Genomic DNA, 19541 nt, shown 5'->3' with positions numbered 1-19541 from the left:
ATGATTGGGTTTATGGGGTTTTAAATGGCTTTTTTTTCAGTTGCTGAATATAGACCTGATATTGCTGATATTAATGGTCTTTTTACTGATGAGCTTGTCAATGTGCTGCCTGCTGATGGGTCTTATATTCCTATGCCAAGCTTTAGTTCTTTGTCTCAGCCTTGCCCTGATACGATTTTAGGCGCTATTGCTGTGAGGACAAAAAATGGTGTGTCTATTATTGTTGGGACGGAACAAAAAATCTACCTTCTCGATAATACAAGCATGCAGTGGAAAGATATTAGCCAAAAGGGAAAAACTTATTTTGCTAATATCGATGCGCCTTGGTCATTTGCTTTGTTTGGTGATTATGTCATTGCTGTTAATGCTAACGATAAACCACAGGTTATTGATATTGATCATGATGAAACTTTTAGAGATTTAGGAGGAAACCCGCCACAGGCTGGGATTGTACGTGTTTGGGGTGATTTTGTTTGTTTGATGAAATTAACTGAGCACCCACGACGTGTGCATTGGTCTGGGTTAAATGATGCAGAATTTTGGACTGTGGGCAAAAAAAGCTGCGATTATCAAGATTTTCCTGATGGTGGATATGTGCAAGGGGCAACAGAGACTACCAATCCACTGATCTTTATGCGTTCGGCTATTTATGCTGGGTCCTTTATTCCTGGGTCTAAGATTATTTTTAGTTTTCAAAAGATCCACGATAAACGAGGTGCAAAGACTTCTGAATCAATTGTGTGTCGAGGTGATCTTGCTTTCTTCATTGATGAGGGGGGATTTTACCAAATTACCATTGATGGACACATTACACCCATTGGCTTTGAAAAAGTCGATCGGACTATGATTACAAGAATTAATCAAAGTAGCCTACCTATTTTGTGGTCTGCGATTGATGGTGTTTATACGCGTGTTTATTGGATGATTGATCTTGATGAGAATACGCAAGAACGCACCTTGCTGATTTATGATTGGGGTTTGCAAAAGTGGTCTGTGGCGACTGTTAATATTGCAGTGATTTTGCCTATTTTTTCTGCTGGATACAGCTTGGAAGGGCTTGATCGGGTTTCTTGTAGTTTGGATGATTTGCCATTTTCTCTCGACAGTAAAGTTTGGCAAAATGAAGCACCTGTTCTTGGTGCGTTTGATCAACAAGGCAGGCTTGGGTCATTTTCTGGTGAACCAATGGCGTGTGTGGTGACATCGCAAGAAATGGGACAGACAAGTGGCATAATGACCCGTGTGAGCAATATTATGCCCCAGGTTAATAGTACAGAATTTTACGTGTCTGTGGGGATGCGTTTGCGCCAATCGATCGAGGAAAAAATTGTTTGGTTTCCAGAACGGCAACCTTCCTCTCATACAGGTCAGGTTCGTTGTCGTGTGAGGGCGCGGTTTTATCGCTTTAAATTGCGGATTCCTGAAGGGGCTAACTGGTCACATATAACCGGATTTGATGTGGCGTTAAAATCTGCTGGCCTGCGGTGAGCTGTTAAACAAGAGTGTGGGTGAGCCAAGTAAGTAAGGGGCTAGTAAGTGGGCAAGTAATAGGCTGGCGAGTAGGCAAGAAATGGGTTGGCGAGTAGGCAGACAAAAGTGCCGGTGCGCAAGAAAAAAGTGCGGGTGAGTGAGTAAGGAGCTGGCGGGTAGGAAAGTAAGGGATTGGTAAGTGGGCAAGTAATGGGCTGGCGAGTGGGCAGACAAGAGTGTGGGAGCGGATGGATGGGTAGAAGATGTTGGAGGAAAGTGCAACAAATGGTGAAGGCAGTTGGACGAAAAGATGTTAAGATTGACTGCCAAAAGGGTAAAAAAGCTCAAAATGTGACTGCTCAACAAGACAGTCAAAATTTATATTCTATTCATCTTACAAATCAATGGCCGTGGGAAAAAATAGCTCTTTATCAAGAGGCTATTAATGCGGCGATGCAAAAATATGCCAAGCGGTTTCCTGATGATGTGTGTTTGGACACTATTGCAAAAGAGATTGCTGGTGGACAAGCACAATTATGGTTGATCTTAAAAAATGAAACTCAATTTAGTGCTTTCGTGATCACTAAAATTGAAATGACGCACACTGGGAAAAAACGCGTTGTCATTTTAGACCTGGCTGGAAAGGGCGGGCTGAAATTGGTCAAATTAATTGATCAAATTGAAAAATGGGCTCGAACAATTCACGCTGATGAAATGCTGACTATGGGAAGGTTTGGGTGGTCTAAAATGCTTAGACAACGTGGGCATGCTATCAATCTTATTCATTATAGAAAGGTTCTCACCCTATGAGTAGACGAAAAACTCCGCAAGTTCAAACAACAACACAAACAAATGCTCCACCGGTATGGTCGCAAGGTATTTTGCAACAAGCAAGTTCTGATGCTCTTGATTTATATAATCAAGGTATTGGAGGAAATGTTTATGAAGGTGATCGCCATGCCGGTTTGAGTGATGCAACGCTCAATGCTATCCAGGGGTTGGGAAATGCTGCCAACCAGTTTAACAACCCAATGATCAATCAGTTGTTAAATAGCCCCACGCAAAGTCAACAAAATCTTAGCAATATGGCAAGTGGTGGTTGGATTGGAAACAATAGCAAATTTAATGATGCGCTGGACAATGCACTTTCTAAAACTTCTGATGCTGTTAATCAGTCTATGGCAGGCGCTGGGCGCTATGGTTCTGGGGCGCATACTGGTGTGTTAACTGATGAGTTGGGAGCTTTGGCAACAAATGCAGCAGCACAACAATATAATCAAGATGTGCTCAATATGATGAATGCCAATCAGATGATTGATAAGGCTACGCAAAATCAGATTAATGCTGCAAACAACTTCTATCAAGGGCAAAGTAATGCTCAAAGCAATGCTTTAAAGGGTGGTATGGTGCAAGATGCCAATAACCAGCATGCTTTGGATGTTGAGCGCGAAAAATGGATGGAACAAGACAATCAGGCGTGGAATCGATTAGAGCAGTTGCTAAAAGTGGGTACAACAGCAGCTGGAAATTATGGTACTCAGACAGGGCAGAGTGTGACAGTGCCTTCAGTTACCAAAGATCCTTTACGTGATGCACAGCAAGTGCTTGGATTAATTGGTGGCATTATGGGCCTTTCTGATGCCAGAGTTAAAGACAATATCGTGTCTGTGGGGGAGAAGAATGGTTACCCACTTTATGAATTTAATTATAAAGGAGATCCTCAGCGTTATCGTGGGGTGATGGCGCAAGATCTGGTGCGTTTGAAGCCTGATGCTGTTCATATGGATGACAAAACACAGTTGTTGTATGTCGATTATGATAAAATTGGCTTTGAGATGGAAAAAGTTACACCAGCTGAAAGTAACCACTCTTCCCCTTCATCTCCCCTTTTTTCTGGTATTGATTTGGTGCAAGAAGGACAAGCTCTATGAGTTCGATTTATGATTGGTCGCTGGTTGCGCACGAAAATGCACGTGCTGATGACATCATTAACTGGGCAGAAGGACAACCACCAAGCTCAGTCAATGATAGTGCGCGTGCAATGATGCAACGTATTAGAGAATATTTAACGGATAATGGCGGGGCAATTGAGGCAAAATTTACCACAGAAAAAGATGGGAATGAAACATCTATTCATCTGGTTACTAAGTCTCCTATTAAGGAGTATCAGAACGATATTGTTGTTCGCTTTAAGGCGCAAGAGGCTAATACTAAAACAACAAGTGTTGTGTTAAATCAATTGCCTGCTCAGCCTGTTTATAAGGTAACACCAAATGGATTGGTGCCTTTAAGTGGTGGAGAGATTCGAAAGAACGGTCTTTATGAACTTGTTTATCAATGTGGTATTGATGGAGAAGATAAAGATGGGTGGTATTTAACCAATCCCACACCTGCGGCTGCTCCAAAACCAGTAAGTAGTTTTCCATCAGGTTTTATTGCGACTTTTGCTATGGAAAAAATTCCTGAAGGGTGGCTTTTATGTGATGGTAAAGCTTATTCGCGCAAGGATTATGCAAGTCTTTTTGCAGCCATTGGTGAAACATGGGGCAGCGGTGATGAAAGCACTACGTTTAATGTACCTGATTTACGTGGAATGTTTTTGCGTGGGCTTGATAGTCAAAGAGGGATTGATAAAGACCGCGTTTTAGGAAGCAGGCAAAATGATGCCATTAAATCTCATACGCATACAGGAACAATTGATAGTGCGGGTGAGCATAAGCATGAATTTGCAGAACAAGTTTTCACGGTGGATGCGGCTAAAGGAAGTGCTTTGCCCAGATATCATAGTTATGAGAAGCGGGTTTTGACAAAGCCTGCGGGTACTCACACGCACACATTTACAATCAATAAAACAGGTGGTCCTGAAATACGCCCTGTCAATGTTGCAGTTGTTTACGCCATTAAGGTATAAGGTATGAGAACCCAATAAAGGTATGAGAACTTAAATATATTGCAAATATGTGAAGATTCTTCACCACACTGTTTTCATGCACTATTTCCATTAAGATATTAGGCCATACAGAAAATTGGTGGATGACACCCTCATTTGATAAAATGACAGGCCCGTATTTTGAAGGCTTCTTTCCTTTTTTTGCGAAAGAGGAGGGATGTATGTTTTGTTTGAACGGTTGGGTTGAGGGGTTTCTGGTTTGTTTAAACGTTTGGGCAGCTTCTTTGTTTGACTTGAGTGGTTGGGTGGCTGGTTTGTGTTTGTGAGCATTTTAAGCATTTTCCAAAAGAGTTGTTTTTTAGCGCTAAAAGGATGAGAGAACGAAATGGCACTTTTTCCATTTTCTATTGCTGATATTGATGATCCTGAACATATTCGCTTGGTTCTTTATGCAAGTGGAAGGATGGGCCATGCTCCTTTAAATGCTCTTTTAAAAAATATGCAGCAAGAAATGCAGCAAGAAATGAGGCGTGAAGATAAAAGGAATACTCAAGTTACTGCACAGTTGTTGCAGCGTGTTTGTGCTTTAGAAGAACAATTGACGACAATTCTCCAGGACAATGAAAACAGAGGCACTAAAAGCAAGGCATAAGGCAATTGTGTGTTGGCCAATAATCTGAGGTGGTGAACATTAACGCCTGGGAGAAATTTAAGGATTAAAAAATGCGGACAATATCAAACGAAGGGTTAGAGTTGATTAAAAAATGGGAAGGTTTGCGTTTGGAAGCCTACCGAGATGCCATGGATGTGTGGGCAATTGGTTATGGACACACAACCAAGGCGGGTGCGCCCGTTGTACAAAAGGGTATGAAGATCACAAAAGATGAAGCAGAAGCCATTTTGCGAAAAGATTTAGCGCAATTTGAACAAACGGTTGAACAGGCGGTTTCTCAACCTTTAACCGATGAGCAATTCGCAGCTCTTGTTTCCTTTTGCTATAATGTGGGAACAAGCGCTTTTTGTAACTCTGCACTTTTAAGAAAGCTCAATAAAGGTGATTATGAAGCTGTGCCGGCTGAATTGCAAAAATGGACAAAATCAGAAGGGCAACGCTTGCAAGGCCTTGTACACCGACGTGCTGCTGAAGCGGGGTTGTGGGCTAAAGGGGCTTATGTTTGTTCCAATTATCAAGCGGTGGAAGCTACAAGCGGTGTTTCTATTTTGACAGCAGAGTTTTTAGCACCAGTCATTGGGGCTTTTTCAGGTGTAACAGGGCTTTTTACCGGATATGGGCCTGTACAATGGGCTTTAGCAGCCATTATGATTATCGCGATGATGGTAGGTGTTTTTGTGTATCTTTCTCGGATAAAAGAAGAAAAATTGTGACCTTGTTATTCTATTAGAGCTTGGTTGTTGTTTGTATTGTTGCCTCGTATGAGGCTTTTTTTATGAACGCTCTTTTGAGCAGATAAAAATGCTTATCCAAACCATGTTGGCTTTTTAAACGTGAGAAAATCAATGATGAAGTTTTTTTGCTTTCTCTCTTTCATGTCTGTCGTTTTCTTTTTTGTTTTCTTGGCGGGGTGCCAAATGAATGATCCACTGTCTTGCGCAGATTGGATGAAACCACCTCTCACTAACAAGCCAGCACATTTGCTTCAAACAGAGTCGTTATTGTCACACTGGATTTGTGGGCACAAACCATTTTGATCAAATGCAAAGATGTTGGCAAAGCATAGATAGCACAAACGATGAATTTGATTTAGATGGGTGAGGTGATATGGTGTTTAAGACAAGCTATCTTTGATCTTTATAGGGTTTTAAAATATGCACCAATGTCTTTAGTGGTGTTTTTATATTCTTTATGTATATTTGCCATTTTTAAAAAGAGAGTGGGTCCTACAAGAAGATGGAGAGAAAATGGGGAGTGCACGCTTGTTTCATTAAATGATGAGTAAAAAAGGTTGAGGATACTTAAAAGAGCTACAGAATAATTTAAAGCTTTATCTTCTCTTGATTATGAAAAGGGCGGTGGCTTTATAGAACGAGTGATTGCTTTTTGGTGCAAGACAATTCATAATGCGATTGATTGTTCATGGATCTTTATGGATCGTTATGCTCGTCGCACTATTTACTGTTCAAAAATTGCCATGATCGATTAAAATTTGCCATAGTCGGTTAAAGGCAGACAGTTCATGGACAAAAAAATCCAAACAAGGTTAAGGTATTATCGTAGAAAAGCATATCGTAAGATTGCTGTTGTTCTTTTTGCATTTTTTTTGTGTTTGTTGATTTTTTATCTTGCAGTTCAAAAAATTGCTGATCACTTTTTTTCCACAAAACAGGTTCCACAGCATGCGCCTGTTAAGCTCGTTATTCCGGAATTTGATTTGTACATTTATTGTAAAGAAATTGCTGCTTCGGTTCTGCCTGATATAAGGGGTGAGGTTTATTCACGCTGCTTGCGCTCAGAGAGTGAAGCCTATTTTACAGTTCGCGAAATGTGGGAAGAGGTCTCTGATAACTCAAAGGAAAAATGTATCAAAATGATCAGACCGGGGGATGGAAATTATTTTCTCTTACGGGATTGTTTAATCAATGAACAAGATGAAAGTAGTAATAAAGTGCGCAATCATTTTTAGATTATTTAATGAAGAATTGAGAACATATAAAATACGATGAAAGGCAGATGTGTGAGCCAAGGGGAGTATTGCTCAATTTAATTTTAAGCTGCTTAATTTTAAGTGGTAGGCATGGTGAGTGAGAGTCGCTAGTTTTTTAAATAATGCTGTAAGTGAATGTTTATTTTAAAGAATATTAGTTAAGTAAAAAGGCTGGCTTGAAGCATAAAAAATTATAGGCTTATCTTTTGCTTGTTTTTTTAAAATGATTATTGGGCTTTTTATATTAGGAAGTGCACTGATATGTGGACCATTTCTTTACAAGGTGGTGCGTTTGTTTTGGGATAAAAATCTTTTTAAAAGATGCCAGGTGTTTTGATATTTTAATTTTTGATGGCTGTGATAGTGCAACGGCCATGAAGAGGTGCAAGGTGAACACTTTCTATTGATGCAAATGAGATGGTTGAGAAAAGGGGAACACTTAACCGTTTGTGCTTTTTAGCTTTAAAAGGGTTAGAGTTCTTCTGCTTCAAATGAGAGTGAGTTTTCAAGAAAAAATCTGGGATGAGTTTGCTCATTATCATGAGCACAAACATTGAGAGATGAATTTTCGTGTTGGTTGAATTGATTGTCGTCGTGTTCATGTCTACACACTTCACAGGCTTCAATGAGAATGTTGTCTAGTAGAATGTTTTTTGGATCTTTTTCATACTTATGATGAAGTGTACTGTGTGCTGCGTTACAAACAGTGCATTGAAAATGTGCAGAGCGCCATAATGTGCCACAATAAAGGCAAGAACAAAGCTGTGGTTTTTCTTCCCCTTTCCAGTCACATACGATGTTGACCAGGTATGTACCTGCACAGGCTGGGCAAAGGTTATTTTGTTGTGGGGTCAGTGTTTGAGGATCAAGCTGTGAAGAGGTGAGGCAATAGATAATTTGCAAAGCACCGGTGATGAAAATATGTTCTGCTAAATGTTGATGGGAAAGCGGATGATTTAACAGATTATGCCCCCATAAGCGCCATTGGTCTTGCTGCTGTTGTGCTTTATTGAAAGCTTCTTGATATTTCACAGGGAGTGCGCTGGTTGAAATATGGTTTAAAAAATTATGCACAACGCTATCATAAAATCCTAAGCTCAATATTTTTGATCGATCAAAAGGAGGGGTAGACACCATCGTAAAACGGCTAAGTGCTGTGGAAAAATTTTTAAATGTGTTTGTTAATTGTTGCTGTGCATTGCAAAAATGAGCCCAAAATAAGAGATCCTCTTTATTGGGGTTGGTTGTGGCTAAATGCATAAAACGATGTGCACGCTTTTCGAACAAAGTTTCCCTGTCAGGTAGTTTGACCCAAGGGGAGGGGTGAACAGCATTACTCTCGCTCTTCTTTTCTAAAAGAGTATTGCGTTGTAGCATGATAATTATTCCCCTTGTTTATTTGAACGCTTATGCTTTTCTTTTTTCATCATTTAAGTGTGTTTTTATAAGTGCGTTTTTTAGCACTCTAGAATTTACATTAAGAAACCACTGCTGATTTTCAGTATGCATCATGATTTTATTGGGTACTAAGTCTTATGATGAATCACTGACTAAACCACATTATATAGTGATCATATTTATAACACAATTAAAGAGTTTCACTAAAAGTTTCAATTTGTGAGGAAAGTATTACTTAAGTAACACCATTGGTTATGTGATTCACACATAATAAGTTATTGAAGATTTCACGCACAAGAAATTATATCGGGCAGCTATTGATCACCCTAAAAATGTAAAAAGGCTGGTGGTTTCTATCTTAAGGGTATGGGTGGATTATTTATTGCCTATCAACCGCCACCACATATCAACTTATGAGATCCGTGTGCGTGAGCTTATAGGATTTATGTGCGTGAAATGCCTGCTGGCCTGCCAGGCTTTGGTTCCGGTTATGTTGTAACAATAACTTCTCAAGGATTCGCGATGAGTTGGGTTAATAGTGACCTTAATTATAATGGTTATATTTATCCTATTAAAGCTACCCCTCATTTTATTGATGTTAATGCATCATTAGGGGGATATTTCCCACATTTGGAGGAACGAGAAGGAGTTGATTGGTGTTATTCATTGTGGAATCAAATTATTGGATGGGGCAGAGTAAGCTGTGAGCATGTTGATCCATTTATTCTCAATCTAGATACAGTAAGTGATTATGTGCAAGTTTTTTATCATCAAGTGTACAATCACAACGAATTGGTTTTCCTGATAAACATCAAGCTTAGCAAGGATACCCATAGTTCGAATCCGCTAGTTGTATATCGAGGTCGTTTTATTTTCTTATTAAATCAGCGCAAGAATTTTGAGAAGAATTATTGTGGAAAGTTCAATGTTTTATACTTTGAATAGTAGTTTCTATTATTTCTTAAAGATAAGTATTATAAGTATAGTTCTTGCATAAGAAATAAAAAACAATTTTATTTTATTGTATAGGAAGAAAATTATTATGAAAATTAAACAAAAAATATTCCTGTTTTTAAGCATGATGGTTTTAATGGTAGGAACAGCTTTCGCTGGACCGTATGGAGCTACGGGGGCAATATAGATTGGGTTATGATTAGTGAAGGATCACGGTGTCTGTTAGCAGTATCATATGGCCCATATACACAGGAGTTAGGAGAATGGCAGTGTGATGATCCACGTGGAGAAATGATTATGGATTTGGCTAAAACAGCACTCATTCTGGACAGGCCAGTAGTGGTAACTTTTAAGGATAATGGAAAAAATGGAAAGAAAGTAAAACCGGTATTAAGCATTAGTTTAAAATAATATAACAAGTTATAATTTTAGAGAGTGCTCTAGAGAGTTTGAAACGCGGGAAAACTTCTCATTGTTCATTCAATTAGGTGGAAAGAGAAAATTTATGGCGGGTGGCGTGTACTGCAAGAAAGCTACTGCTTAGCTTTGTATCAACTCAAGAAACAATTTATATAAAAACGCCAATGAGCAGTGAAAATAGAAAGCGAGAAATGCTTTTTTCTTTGTTTGATTTGGCTCTTGATATTCTTGATTATGCTTGTAATTATAAGGGTGTTACAAACCGTGATATGGTGTGTGAAAATTGATACAAGCCTTAATATGCTTAAAGCGCAACCTTTACATCATTGGTTAAAGAAGGTCATTTAATGCATTGTGGTTAAGGGTGATCCACTTGATTTTTGGCTTGTTATCTTAAAATGGCGCTCTCATTTGCGAGGTTGCAAGGAGTAGGAATGGCAGCGTTTTGTGCTGCCTTTAAGGGAAGTGTTGGTAATAGGAAAGTTAGAGAAAACATTAGAAAAAACTATGCTTGTTTTTACTTTTTTTCCACAAGATTGATCACTTTTTTTAAGAAATATGGGCTTTTTTTAAAAAAAACACTTGGAATTTTATGAGAACATCGTTACGCTCTTTGTTTATTAGCAGGCAAATTGGGAATTATGCTGAGATATTCCCTGCTGTGTTGGGTGATTTTCAAAAAATATGTGCTTTTGATATGATATCAATTCAATATCATTTAAGTTAAATAAAACGGGGATAGTCTCATAACCGTATTTTAAACATGATCAGCATTATTAAAGAAATAATGCGATGAGAAAAATCAATTAAAAATATAATCCAAGAGGAATACATATAAAAGGGATACATATGAGGTCACAGCAAAATAGACGGGTGCGCAATCGTAATAATAACAATAATCGTCGTGGCCCTAATCCATTGTCCCGTAATTATGAAAGTAATGGACCGGATGTTAAAATTCGTGGTAATGCCCAGCAGATTGCTGATAAATACATAAGTCTTGCACGTGATGCACAAGGTGCTGGTGACCGCGTTATGTCAGAAAATTATCTGCAACATGCTGAACATTATTTACGTATTATCCTTGCAGCAGTTGGGCATATAGCTCTCAACTAGTTCAGTGTGATGAAAATGGCGAGAAGAGTTGCGAAGAAACAGGTGCTGAAAATATTAAAATAGATGATAGCAATGATGAAAAGTCTGTGACGCACACGCAACAACAAAAACACAATGAAAGACGAAAAGGTAGCAAAAAAATATACGCTCATCTGATGCTCCAGAAGCCAAGAGTTCTGAATTAACTGAAACTGTTGAACAAAAAAAACGAACTGCTGAAGAGGGGGGTGAAGCCGCCAAAAAATCGCGTCGTTTGCCACGTCGTCATGCTCAAACTCAAGAGTCTTCTTCTGGTGAGTCGTCTCAAGTAGCGGCACTTTCTGAAAAAAGGAATGAATCTGCAAAAAAAGTTTCTTCCCTTCCTTTATCTGGTGAAGAGGCATCAAAAAAGCCACGTAGACGCAAAACAACTCCAACGCGTTCAGTGGGGGAAAAAGGCTAAGCTTGTGTTGATTTATTGCGCTTGAAAAGGCTTTGTGAGAGGTGTTTCTTGTGTCATTGTCATGGCAAGATTTGCAATAAGAGCACCTGTGCGATAATTATAAATCATGAAATGTGTTTGCCCGTTTGGCATTAAAACTCTTAGTGCGATGTGATGGTCTGACAGGCTTTGCGATATGATTTGCGCTTTTGGTGGCAGTGAGAGTGTGTGATGAGCAAAGGGTAGGTTCTCGCCTTGAAGGGCAAGAGGCTTTGTTTGTTTGGAGGCTGTTTCAGGTGTTATAATTTTATAGATTACGCCCGCCAACACAAAAAGAATAAGAATGATTGTAATTGAAATGGATATGATCATTAAACGCATGAGTTTTTTTCTCACCCGTTCTACTGCAGGATCTAAAGGTTCATCTTGGGGCAGGGTGCGTGGTTCTTTATGGTTTTCTTGAAAAGCATGCGTATTATTATAGGTCATGGTGCATTTTTCCATTGTTCTTTTTTAAGCTTAAAGGATTTATGCTTTAAATGATTTTTTTACAATGGATAAGTGTTTTTAAAAAACAAGAAAGAAGTCACAAAGCGTTTGTTTTAAGATCTGTTTGCTCGTTATCGTTGTTATGGAGACTTTGAAGCAGAAAATTGCCTTGGCTTGTAACAGACCAAACAAGAGAGACTTTTTGTTGAGTTGAGTTTATTGGTATGTTTGTGCATTGGGCAAAAATTTGCTGCCCGGATGTGAGTTTCTTGATTGATGGTACAATATCTTGCTCACATATTTGTGCTGTTGGGTAGAACTTCACCATGGAGTCATTGGAATAACAGCTGTTCAAATTATCGTTACATGAAACAAGCAGCAGGACGGTAACAATAGGGTTCATAAAATACTTTCTAGAAAAAATGTTTATCGCTTCTTTAAGCAATCTTTTGACAAGAGAGGTTTGCAGCTTAAACGCTTATACATTTGGTTTGTTCCAAAAGATGAGTAAAGCTCGATTTATTCTAAAGAGAGTGATGGCGTAAATTTAATGGCATAAATTTATTGCCAAGAGGATTGGTTGTATCGATTTGATTTAAAGAAACTGGTAGTGCAAACTTTAAATTTTTGCTTCAAAAATGGTGCAATGGATATTGATGGGCATCAAAGTCATTCATCATGTCGGGAATGGTGAGGGGGCTTTGTATATTTCTTTGTGTTTGAAATGTTCTTTAAGAAAACGTATCAAGATCAAAATAAGTATCAGGCACAGATAAACAATAAACCACTCCTTCTTCTGTTACTTTTAAAGAGGCTGATCCATTTACGCAAATGGGAACAATTTTTTCTAAAACTGTACTACCAAAACAGGCTTTATTGTGCTCAGAAAGAGTGGTTCCGGGTTCAAAATTTTCATGCCAAGTAATTAAGAGGTTTGCTGGTTTATTGGTATTTGTGTGGATTTCACAGCGCACAGACACACTTCCCCTTTCTTGCGACAGGGCACCAAAAGAGAGTGAATTGACAATTAATTCATGAAAAGCCAAACCAATATGCAAAGCCGCATTTGGAAAGAGGTAAGGGTCAGCACCTTCAATGGAAAATCGCTTTATTTCTTTTACAAGATAACCCAAAGCTTGCGATTGTACCAATTCGCGAAATTGTGCTCCACGCCAGTTGGAATCGGTAATGAGATCTTGAGAATGGGAAAGAGAATGTAGACGCCCTTGGAATTTGCGCAAAAAACTGGGAGAGATTCTGTATAGCGTGCAGTTTGGCTAGCAATACTTTGAATGATAGCCAAAAGATTTTTAGAACGATGACTGACTTCTCTAAGCAAAATTTTCAATACTTGTTCGCGTCGGCGCAGGCCTGAAATTTCAACACCAGTCGTGATCACGCCGATAATTTCTCCACGATCATTACGGTCACAATCAATTGAGAATTTATACCAAATTTCTTGTTTTGCCATATCTTCAAATTGCACTTCAATGGTTTGCATTTTGCCAGTGGCTAAGACCTGCAATTTGATCGTTTCCATATTATCGGCAAGATCAGGTGAAAAAAAATCATTATCTCGGCAACCCACTCGCCACTTATTGTGCAAATGCTGAGGCAAGTTTTCAGCCCATAAATGGATCAGATTTGTTGTCTGATAGAAAACACAAATATCAGCGCTGCGGATGGCCTGCATGAGGGCGCTGAGATGAGATCTGTCCATAGGCAGAGTAGAAACAGGGTTGATGCTCATAATTGAAATATTGCTTTCCATTATGCGGCTTTGGAAGCATTTTCTTGAAAAAATAAAGCCTGCGAAATAAGTGCTTTTACCATATCAGGATTAAAGGGTTTGGTGACCAAAAAGTCGGTTCAGGACGTTCCCCTGTCAGCAATCTTTCTGGAAAAGCAGTGATAAAGATTACAGGTATGTGGTCATTTTTCAAGATGTCATTAACCGCATCAATACCTGAACTATTATCTGCCAATTGAATATCGGCTAAAACCATCCGAGGTTTTTTTTGATGATACATAACAACAGCTTCATCACGGGTGCGTGCAATCCCACAACTTGATGGCCAAGATTTGCCACCATTTGTTCAATGTCCATCGCAATGAGGGGTTCGTCTTCAATAATCATAATTTGTGTGGCTATTTGTGCTGAAATATCGATAGATGCTTGGTTGAGAAATTGGTGAAACTGTTGTGCATCAATATTCATAATCTCGCTTGCCTCACGCTCATTAAAGCCTTCTACAGCAATCAGCAAAAATGCTTGGCGTGCACGCGGTGTAAGGTATGATAATTTTGCATTTGCCTTTTGTTCAAGACCAAATTGCGGCAATGGCTCGGCGATATTGGGCGTGGTTTGATCAAAAAGGTGGCAAAAAAGCCGATAGGTTCCAATGCGATCGCTTGATGCTTTTGGAAAAATGGAGATATCGGTAATAAGCGCTTCCAACATTGCTGCTACATAAGCATCACCAGACGATTGGCTGCCTGTAACAGACCTTGCAAAACGTCGAAGATAAGGAAGATGTGGGGCAATACGCATTGATAATGACATGATTGATAACTCCTTCTGTCTTTAAAAGCGCTTTTGAAAATTAAAATTCCCAACATACGAAAAAGTTCCTTCCCTCATATGGAACTTTTTAAGCGCAACTATATTTACAACCATGAAGAGAAAAATCTTCTTTGAGTTAATATATGGGTTAAGGGACTGAAAAATGAACGACTGTGGTGAAAAAATCTCACCGATCCTTCTGCGCTTGGCGATAATCTTTTTGGTGTTAACAGCGAGATTGTTCTAAAATTGCGCCAATTTTATATGGGGATTCAGGAAGAAGCTATTCCTGTTCGTTTTCTAGAACTTTTGGAAAGATTGGATCAAGCAGAACGCGCCTCTTTAAACAGCGCAGAAGAGGTTTGATCCTTTATGATGACGGGTACGAAAAATTTTAAACAAGAATTGCTTTTGATTCTGCCGGCATTGCGCGCTTTTGCTATTTCTTTAAGTGGTAAGCACGATAAGGCAGAAGATCTTGTCCAAGACACTATTATGAAAGCATGGGCTAAGCAAGACAGTTTTGAAATGGGTACAAATATCAAAGCTTGGCTTTTTACCATTTTGCGTAATGAATTTTACAGTCAGATGCGCAAAAGAGGTAGAGAGGTTCAAGACAGTGATGGCCTTTTGTCTAAAAATGTAGCTGTTCACCCTGCTCAATATGGATCGTTGGATTTGCAAGATTTTAAAAAGGCCTTAGACATGCTTTCTGCTGATCAGAAGGAAGCGATTATTTTAATTGGTGCGTCTGGTTTTTCATATGAAGATGCTGCAGTTATTTGTGACTGTGCTGTGGGGACAATTAAAAGCCGTGTCAGCAGAGCGCGCAATCGTTTGCAAGAACTTCTCAAGGTAGATGGTGAATCCGATTATGGCCCCGATGCTTATTCGGCTGGAAGTACATTGTGCTCATTTAATAGTTAAAGAGCGTCACCATGATGGTTAAAAGCTTTGTTTTTTGTCTTTCCATTACAACTTTTACAGGAAATCATCACTTGGAGGATCTTCTAAACGATTTAGCCTGCATTTTTTGGAAAAATAAAAAAGGCCTGCACCAGGTATCTGCCAGGGTTTTTATATCAATGATCAGAAAAACCCTTCTCCTATACACTGAAGAATGATGATTGTCAGGTTTATTGATGGAAATTCTATGACAACACAGACGGATTTTCTTCCTCAAATATCTTCTTCTGGTTCAACGATTACACGTTGGCGGTGGGTGGCAATTATCATCTCTCTTTTGATGGCCTTTTTAGCTGCAATCTTTATTATGTTGTTATCCAACGCAGTGGATCGGGAAGTTGCACGGTTAAATACAAGTTCACAATTGCGAGAACAAGCTGATTTGGTATTGATTAATTTAATTGATATGGCGGCAGCCGACCGTCGCTATGAAAGTAACCGCAGGGAGGAAGATAAAACCCATTTTACAAATGCAGCTCGTGATCTTGATGATATTCTTGAGTATACTAGCCTTATTGTCTATTCCAAGCCGCAATGGTATGAATGGTTTAACGCTTTTAAAAAAGAAGTCGAAGCGCGTAAAGCCATTATGATTGCGCATATGGTTTCTCTCGATTCTTTTAGCGATTCATCAGTTAGGCTGCCATCTTCTCCTGAAATTTCAAAACTTCAAGTTGCACGTTTAGCTCAGTTAATGACAAATTTTATCAATGGTGATAATGCTACACGGCAAAAACAACGCAAAGACATAGCTATGATGCGTGCTGCTTTAACATTGGCAGCAATTGTTGCTGTTGTTAGCACTTTTGTTTCAGCTTATTTTGTGATTAACCGATTTCGTCGTGATGTTCGTTACTTAAAAACATATCAATTGTTGCTTCATAGCGAAAATGCTGCTCTTGAAGCACGTGTGAAAGAGCGAACGCAAGAATTGGAAAAGGCACGCAACCATGCTGAAAAAGAACGCCAGCGTGTTGAAATGCTTTTGCAAGATGCAAGTCACCGCATTGGAAATTCGCTCAGTACAGTATCTTCTTTGCTTGCATTGCAATTAAATCGAAGCAAAAATGCAGAAGTGCGTTCTGTTCTTGGTGCTGCACGCGATCGTATTCAAACAATCTCTACTGCACACCGACGTTTGCGTTTGTGTGATGATATGGAAACAACTTTAGTGGCTGAATTTCTAAGTTCAGTTGTTCATGATGTTGAATTGGCGGTGCCCCTTGAATTGCGCGAAAATATCACCATTCATACAGATTTCAAAGAGTGTCAATTATCATCAAGAGATGCTACAACACTTGGGATTATTCTTGGTGAATTGCTGACAAATGCTTTAAAACACGCTTTCCCCGACCAACGGTGTGGAAATATTTATGTTTCTTTTATTCCTCAAGATAATGATCAAATGATCTTGATCGTTGAAGATGATGGTGTGGGCATCAACAGCCAAAATTTAGAAGAAAAAGCAGGCCTTGGCCATTTGGTTATCGAACAACTTTGTATGCAGTTTGGTGAAAAACCATCGTTTGAAACATCTGATTTAGGTGGAACAAAGGTGATCATTCCTTTGCCAAAATTGAAAACCCGTAGCACAAAGGATTCATCATCTGTCTGTTAAAGGTGCTATTAAAATGGTTCCTCTCTCCTTTATGCTACTTTATTTTATATATTACTTTACTTTATTTGTGTTGTTCCTTGTGTAAGGTAAGGGAAAGCCAAGCGTTGCTTTTTATGGAGGTTTTAAAATATTTCCCTTTATGTGTTTTTAAGCGCTTTTCTGTATGACCTGATTTTCTTTATATATTTTTCTCTATATATGCTTTTAACATGCTTATTTGAGCGTTTTGTTTGTATAAGCTCTTTTACTCTTTTTATGGTTTTTAAAAATTGAAAAAGTGTGTTTAAGCATTTTTCTAATCATTGGAATCTTAAAGCCTTATTTAAGAATCATTGGTTGATTTTGTGGTGCTATTGATTAAAGAATCAATATTGCGTTTTTCTCGCAAGAATGTTTGCAGATCTTGATTGAGCAATTCTTTACTGTTGGGTATGCGGATGCGCATGGGGTCAACTTTTGTGCCGTTAACAATAATTTCAAAATGGCAATGAGGCCCCGTTGCAAGCCCAGTTGATCCAACATATCCAATTACTTGCCCTTGCCGGACTTTCACCCCTGGTTTAATGCCTGGTGCGTGATTATTTTGGTGAGCATAACTGCTCACATAACCATTGGCATGTCGAATAACTACATGGTTTCCATAGCCATTGGCTACACCCACTTTGGTTACAACACCATCACCAACGGCAATGATGGGTGATCCTTTTGGTGCGATCCAATCAACCCCAGTATGCATGCGCACATAGCCTAAAATAGGGTGTTTGCGTGGCCCAAAGGGCGAGCCGAAAGTGCCATTTGGAGTAGGCTTGCGGAGCAGAAAAGGCTTTGAACTTTTTCCTTCTGAATCATAATAATCAACGCTGCCGTCTTTAGATTGATAACGATAATATTTATAGGTTACATTACCAAAAGTGGCACTGATATAGCGAATTTCAGGATCTACATTATTAATGGGTGATTCTTGATTAATGGGGGTTTCTTGAGTGTTTTGGCTCTGTTGCTCACTTTGTGTGCTTTTTTTGTCTTTTTCATTGCTGTTTTCTTTGGGTACAGCATAAAATATTTCAAGCTGATCAGTTGGTGTGATGCGGCTTTTCATGTCAATATTGGTTGCGAGCAGGCGAATAAGGCGCTGTGAGACAGAAGGTGACATATCGTGGCTAAGAACAGCACGATAGATGGCATCATAAACTGTTGGCAATCGCCCGGCGTTAATTAAAGAATGGGAAAGGCCATTTTGGAACGCAGTTTGAAGAATAGGAGACATTTCTGGCTCTGTGCTTTCAACAAATTGATTGTCATCATTTAAAGCAACTGTGAGAACATGATATTTTTTGCGATAAATACTCGCCCGCACAATGTGGTCTTCTTCACCATGTTGCGTGACGATCCCAAGGCGTAAGAGACTTTCTTCTTTTAGAAAATCTGAATTGTTCAATGTGGCTAAAGCTTGTGCAACTTGTTCAATTTGCTCTGTGTTATAATCAGATTCAAATTCTTGAAGTATTTCCAATATTGTTTGTTTTTTATGAACGGGGATAATGTCTTCAACATAATTTTTTGTAAAGTCGATTCGGTTTTTTTGAGATGAAACAGTGAGATTTTCTTGGGTAATACGCACTTCAGGATTGTCTGATAATTTAAGGGTAGATGATAAGTTATTTGCCTTTAAAAGCTCACCCAATGTGAGAATTGAAAGAAATTCATTTTTTGTGTCCACTGCTAATCCAGCGTTTTGTATTTCTTGTTGCGCTTTATCATCAGTAAACGTATCTGTACCATCAAAATTAATCTCATTAACAATGAAATTACGACTACGTAAGGTCATTTTTGTTTGCGTTTTTGCTCCATAAATTTGCCCACTTCCTAGGGGGGTTGGGGGTTGTTTTTCCCAATCTCTGGTAAACATGCTTAAAGCATCAAATTGAGGATAGGTATATTGATGAGGGCGCTCTTCTGCCAAGGCCATGCGAATCCACTCAAATTTCTGTGTTTCAATAATCTTTGCATCGCCTTTGTTTTGGAGAATTGATAACTCAAATTGACGCTTACTATCAAAGCTTTGACGCACGCGTGTGGGGGCAATACGGTCACTTTTGTTTCTATCAAAATCGGGGATATCTGCATCAACATTGAACCATTGTAACGGGGTGATAAGTTGCTGCTGCCCCTCTAAAGCTGTGAAAAGTGCAATGGCCATAAGAATATAAGATGCCAATCCAGTCAGAATAGTTCCTATAAGCCAACGCAAAGAAACTTGTCTAAGACCAGGTTTCAAGCGTTTGACGACAAGAGCATGTTCTTGCCCAGGATCTTTTTTTGATATTGGTTATCCCACATAGAGTTTCATCGTATTCTTTAAATATTCCAACGTCAAAAGCTAGTAAATTTGAGTTGTTTTTACAACAGTATTACAAATTATCGTACAGCAAACGTACATCCTTTTCATTGAAAGAAAAGACTCTTCTTTGTATAAAGCAACGAAAGATAAGAATGCAATTCATCTAACGAAAATACAAGTTTATATAAAAATATCACAAGCCAATTTATTGTTTAGAAGGCACTATTCTTTA

The 19541-nt window shown here is 38.9% G+C and carries 14 protein-coding genes and 5 pseudogenes; 13 read left to right on the top strand and 6 right to left on the bottom strand.

Features of this window, described 5'->3' with window-relative positions; all coding sequences use genetic code 11:
- Positions 1-24: 24 nt before the first annotated feature.
- The 7 genes from BscR1v2_RS06520 to BscR1v2_RS06485 all read left to right on the top strand — a co-directional run bounded on the left by BscR1v2_RS06520 (position 25) and on the right by BscR1v2_RS06485 (position 7002).
- Positions 25-1488: a hypothetical protein gene (locus tag BscR1v2_RS06520; protein WP_078690146.1), complete on the top strand. Its 1464-nt coding sequence runs from the start codon at positions 25-27 to the stop codon at positions 1486-1488.
- Between the two features lie 333 nt (positions 1489-1821).
- Entirely contained in the window at positions 1822-2280 is a 459-nt protein-coding gene (locus BscR1v2_RS06515; RefSeq protein ID WP_078690335.1) for a hypothetical protein, read from the top strand.
- Entirely contained in the window at positions 2277-3401 is a 1125-nt protein-coding gene (locus tag BscR1v2_RS06510) for a tail fiber domain-containing protein (protein WP_078690145.1), read from the top strand. The genes BscR1v2_RS06515 and BscR1v2_RS06510 overlap by 4 nt, the downstream gene beginning before the upstream one ends.
- Entirely contained in the window at positions 3398-4381 is a 984-nt protein-coding gene (locus BscR1v2_RS06505) for a phage tail protein (RefSeq protein ID WP_078690144.1), read from the top strand. Before BscR1v2_RS06510 ends, BscR1v2_RS06505 begins: the two co-directional genes overlap by 4 nt.
- Positions 4382-4745: 364 nt before the next feature.
- Positions 4746-5012: a hypothetical protein gene (locus BscR1v2_RS06495; protein ID WP_078690142.1), complete on the top strand. Its 267-nt coding sequence runs from the start codon at positions 4746-4748 to the stop codon at positions 5010-5012.
- A 71-nt stretch (positions 5013-5083) separates the two neighbouring features.
- Positions 5084-5746: a lysozyme gene (locus tag BscR1v2_RS06490; RefSeq protein WP_078690141.1), complete on the top strand. Its 663-nt coding sequence runs from the start codon at positions 5084-5086 to the stop codon at positions 5744-5746.
- Between the two features lie 809 nt (positions 5747-6555).
- The gene (locus BscR1v2_RS06485; protein WP_078690140.1) at positions 6556-7002 is read left to right on the top strand and encodes a hypothetical protein; all 447 of its coding nucleotides are present in this window, start codon (positions 6556-6558) and stop codon (positions 7000-7002) included.
- 492 nt (positions 7003-7494) lie between these two features.
- On the opposite strand, the gene fdhE is transcribed toward BscR1v2_RS06485, so the two are convergent.
- Positions 7495-8400: a formate dehydrogenase accessory protein FdhE domain-containing protein gene (fdhE, locus tag BscR1v2_RS06480; RefSeq protein WP_078690139.1), complete on the bottom strand. Its 906-nt coding sequence runs from the start codon at positions 8398-8400 to the stop codon at positions 7495-7497.
- Between the two features lie 477 nt (positions 8401-8877).
- On the opposite strand from fdhE, the gene BscR1v2_RS06475 reads away from it, so the two are divergent.
- The 3 genes and pseudogenes from BscR1v2_RS06475 to BscR1v2_RS08575 all read left to right on the top strand — a co-directional run bounded on the left by BscR1v2_RS06475 (position 8878) and on the right by BscR1v2_RS08575 (position 11353).
- Entirely contained in the window at positions 8878-9366 is a 489-nt protein-coding gene (locus BscR1v2_RS06475) for an enterotoxin A family protein (RefSeq protein WP_078690138.1), read from the top strand.
- A gap of 204 nt (positions 9367-9570) precedes the next feature.
- The gene (locus BscR1v2_RS06470) at positions 9571-9786 is read left to right on the top strand and encodes a hypothetical protein (protein WP_078690137.1); all 216 of its coding nucleotides are present in this window, start codon (positions 9571-9573) and stop codon (positions 9784-9786) included.
- 858 nt (positions 9787-10644) lie between these two features.
- A pseudogene (locus BscR1v2_RS08575) lies at positions 10645-11353 on the top strand (DUF4167 domain-containing protein).
- Between the two features lie 12 nt (positions 11354-11365).
- Here the strand turns inward: BscR1v2_RS08575 and BscR1v2_RS06455 are convergent.
- The 4 genes and pseudogenes from BscR1v2_RS06455 to BscR1v2_RS06440 form a co-directional block, all read right to left on the bottom strand.
- Positions 11366-11836: a hypothetical protein gene (locus BscR1v2_RS06455; RefSeq protein ID WP_418214930.1), complete on the bottom strand. Its 471-nt coding sequence runs from the start codon at positions 11834-11836 to the stop codon at positions 11366-11368.
- A gap of 82 nt (positions 11837-11918) precedes the next feature.
- Complete coding sequence (locus BscR1v2_RS08355) at positions 11919-12224, bottom strand: hypothetical protein (protein WP_078690134.1); 306 nt, start codon at positions 12222-12224, stop codon at positions 11919-11921.
- Between the two features lie 328 nt (positions 12225-12552).
- Positions 12553-13571, bottom strand: a pseudogene (locus BscR1v2_RS06445) (sensor histidine kinase).
- Positions 13572-13591: 20 nt separating this feature from the next.
- Positions 13592-14384: pseudogene (locus BscR1v2_RS06440) on the bottom strand (response regulator).
- A gap of 163 nt (positions 14385-14547) precedes the next feature.
- Between BscR1v2_RS06440 and BscR1v2_RS08520 the strand changes: the two are divergent.
- The 3 genes and pseudogenes from BscR1v2_RS08520 to BscR1v2_RS06420 all read left to right on the top strand — a co-directional run bounded on the left by BscR1v2_RS08520 (position 14548) and on the right by BscR1v2_RS06420 (position 16968).
- Positions 14548-14750: pseudogene (locus BscR1v2_RS08520) on the top strand (NepR family anti-sigma factor).
- A gap of 6 nt (positions 14751-14756) precedes the next feature.
- On the top strand, positions 14757-15311 hold the full coding sequence (locus tag BscR1v2_RS06430; RefSeq protein ID WP_010704272.1) for an RNA polymerase sigma factor: 555 nt from the start codon (positions 14757-14759) through the stop codon (positions 15309-15311).
- A 226-nt stretch (positions 15312-15537) separates the two neighbouring features.
- The gene (locus BscR1v2_RS06420) at positions 15538-16968 is read left to right on the top strand and encodes a sensor histidine kinase (protein WP_078690334.1); all 1431 of its coding nucleotides are present in this window, start codon (positions 15538-15540) and stop codon (positions 16966-16968) included.
- Between the two features lie 322 nt (positions 16969-17290).
- On the opposite strand, the pseudogene BscR1v2_RS06415 reads toward BscR1v2_RS06420, so the two are convergent.
- Positions 17291-19308, bottom strand: a pseudogene (locus BscR1v2_RS06415) (M23 family metallopeptidase).
- Positions 19309-19541 lie beyond the last annotated feature (233 nt).

Origin of the sequence: Bartonella schoenbuchensis R1, from assembly GCF_002022685.1 — a bacterium.
In the GTDB taxonomy this organism is placed as follows: Bacteria; Pseudomonadota; Alphaproteobacteria; order Rhizobiales; family Rhizobiaceae; genus Bartonella; species Bartonella schoenbuchensis.
This window is presented reverse-complemented; position numbering and strand designations above follow the sequence as displayed.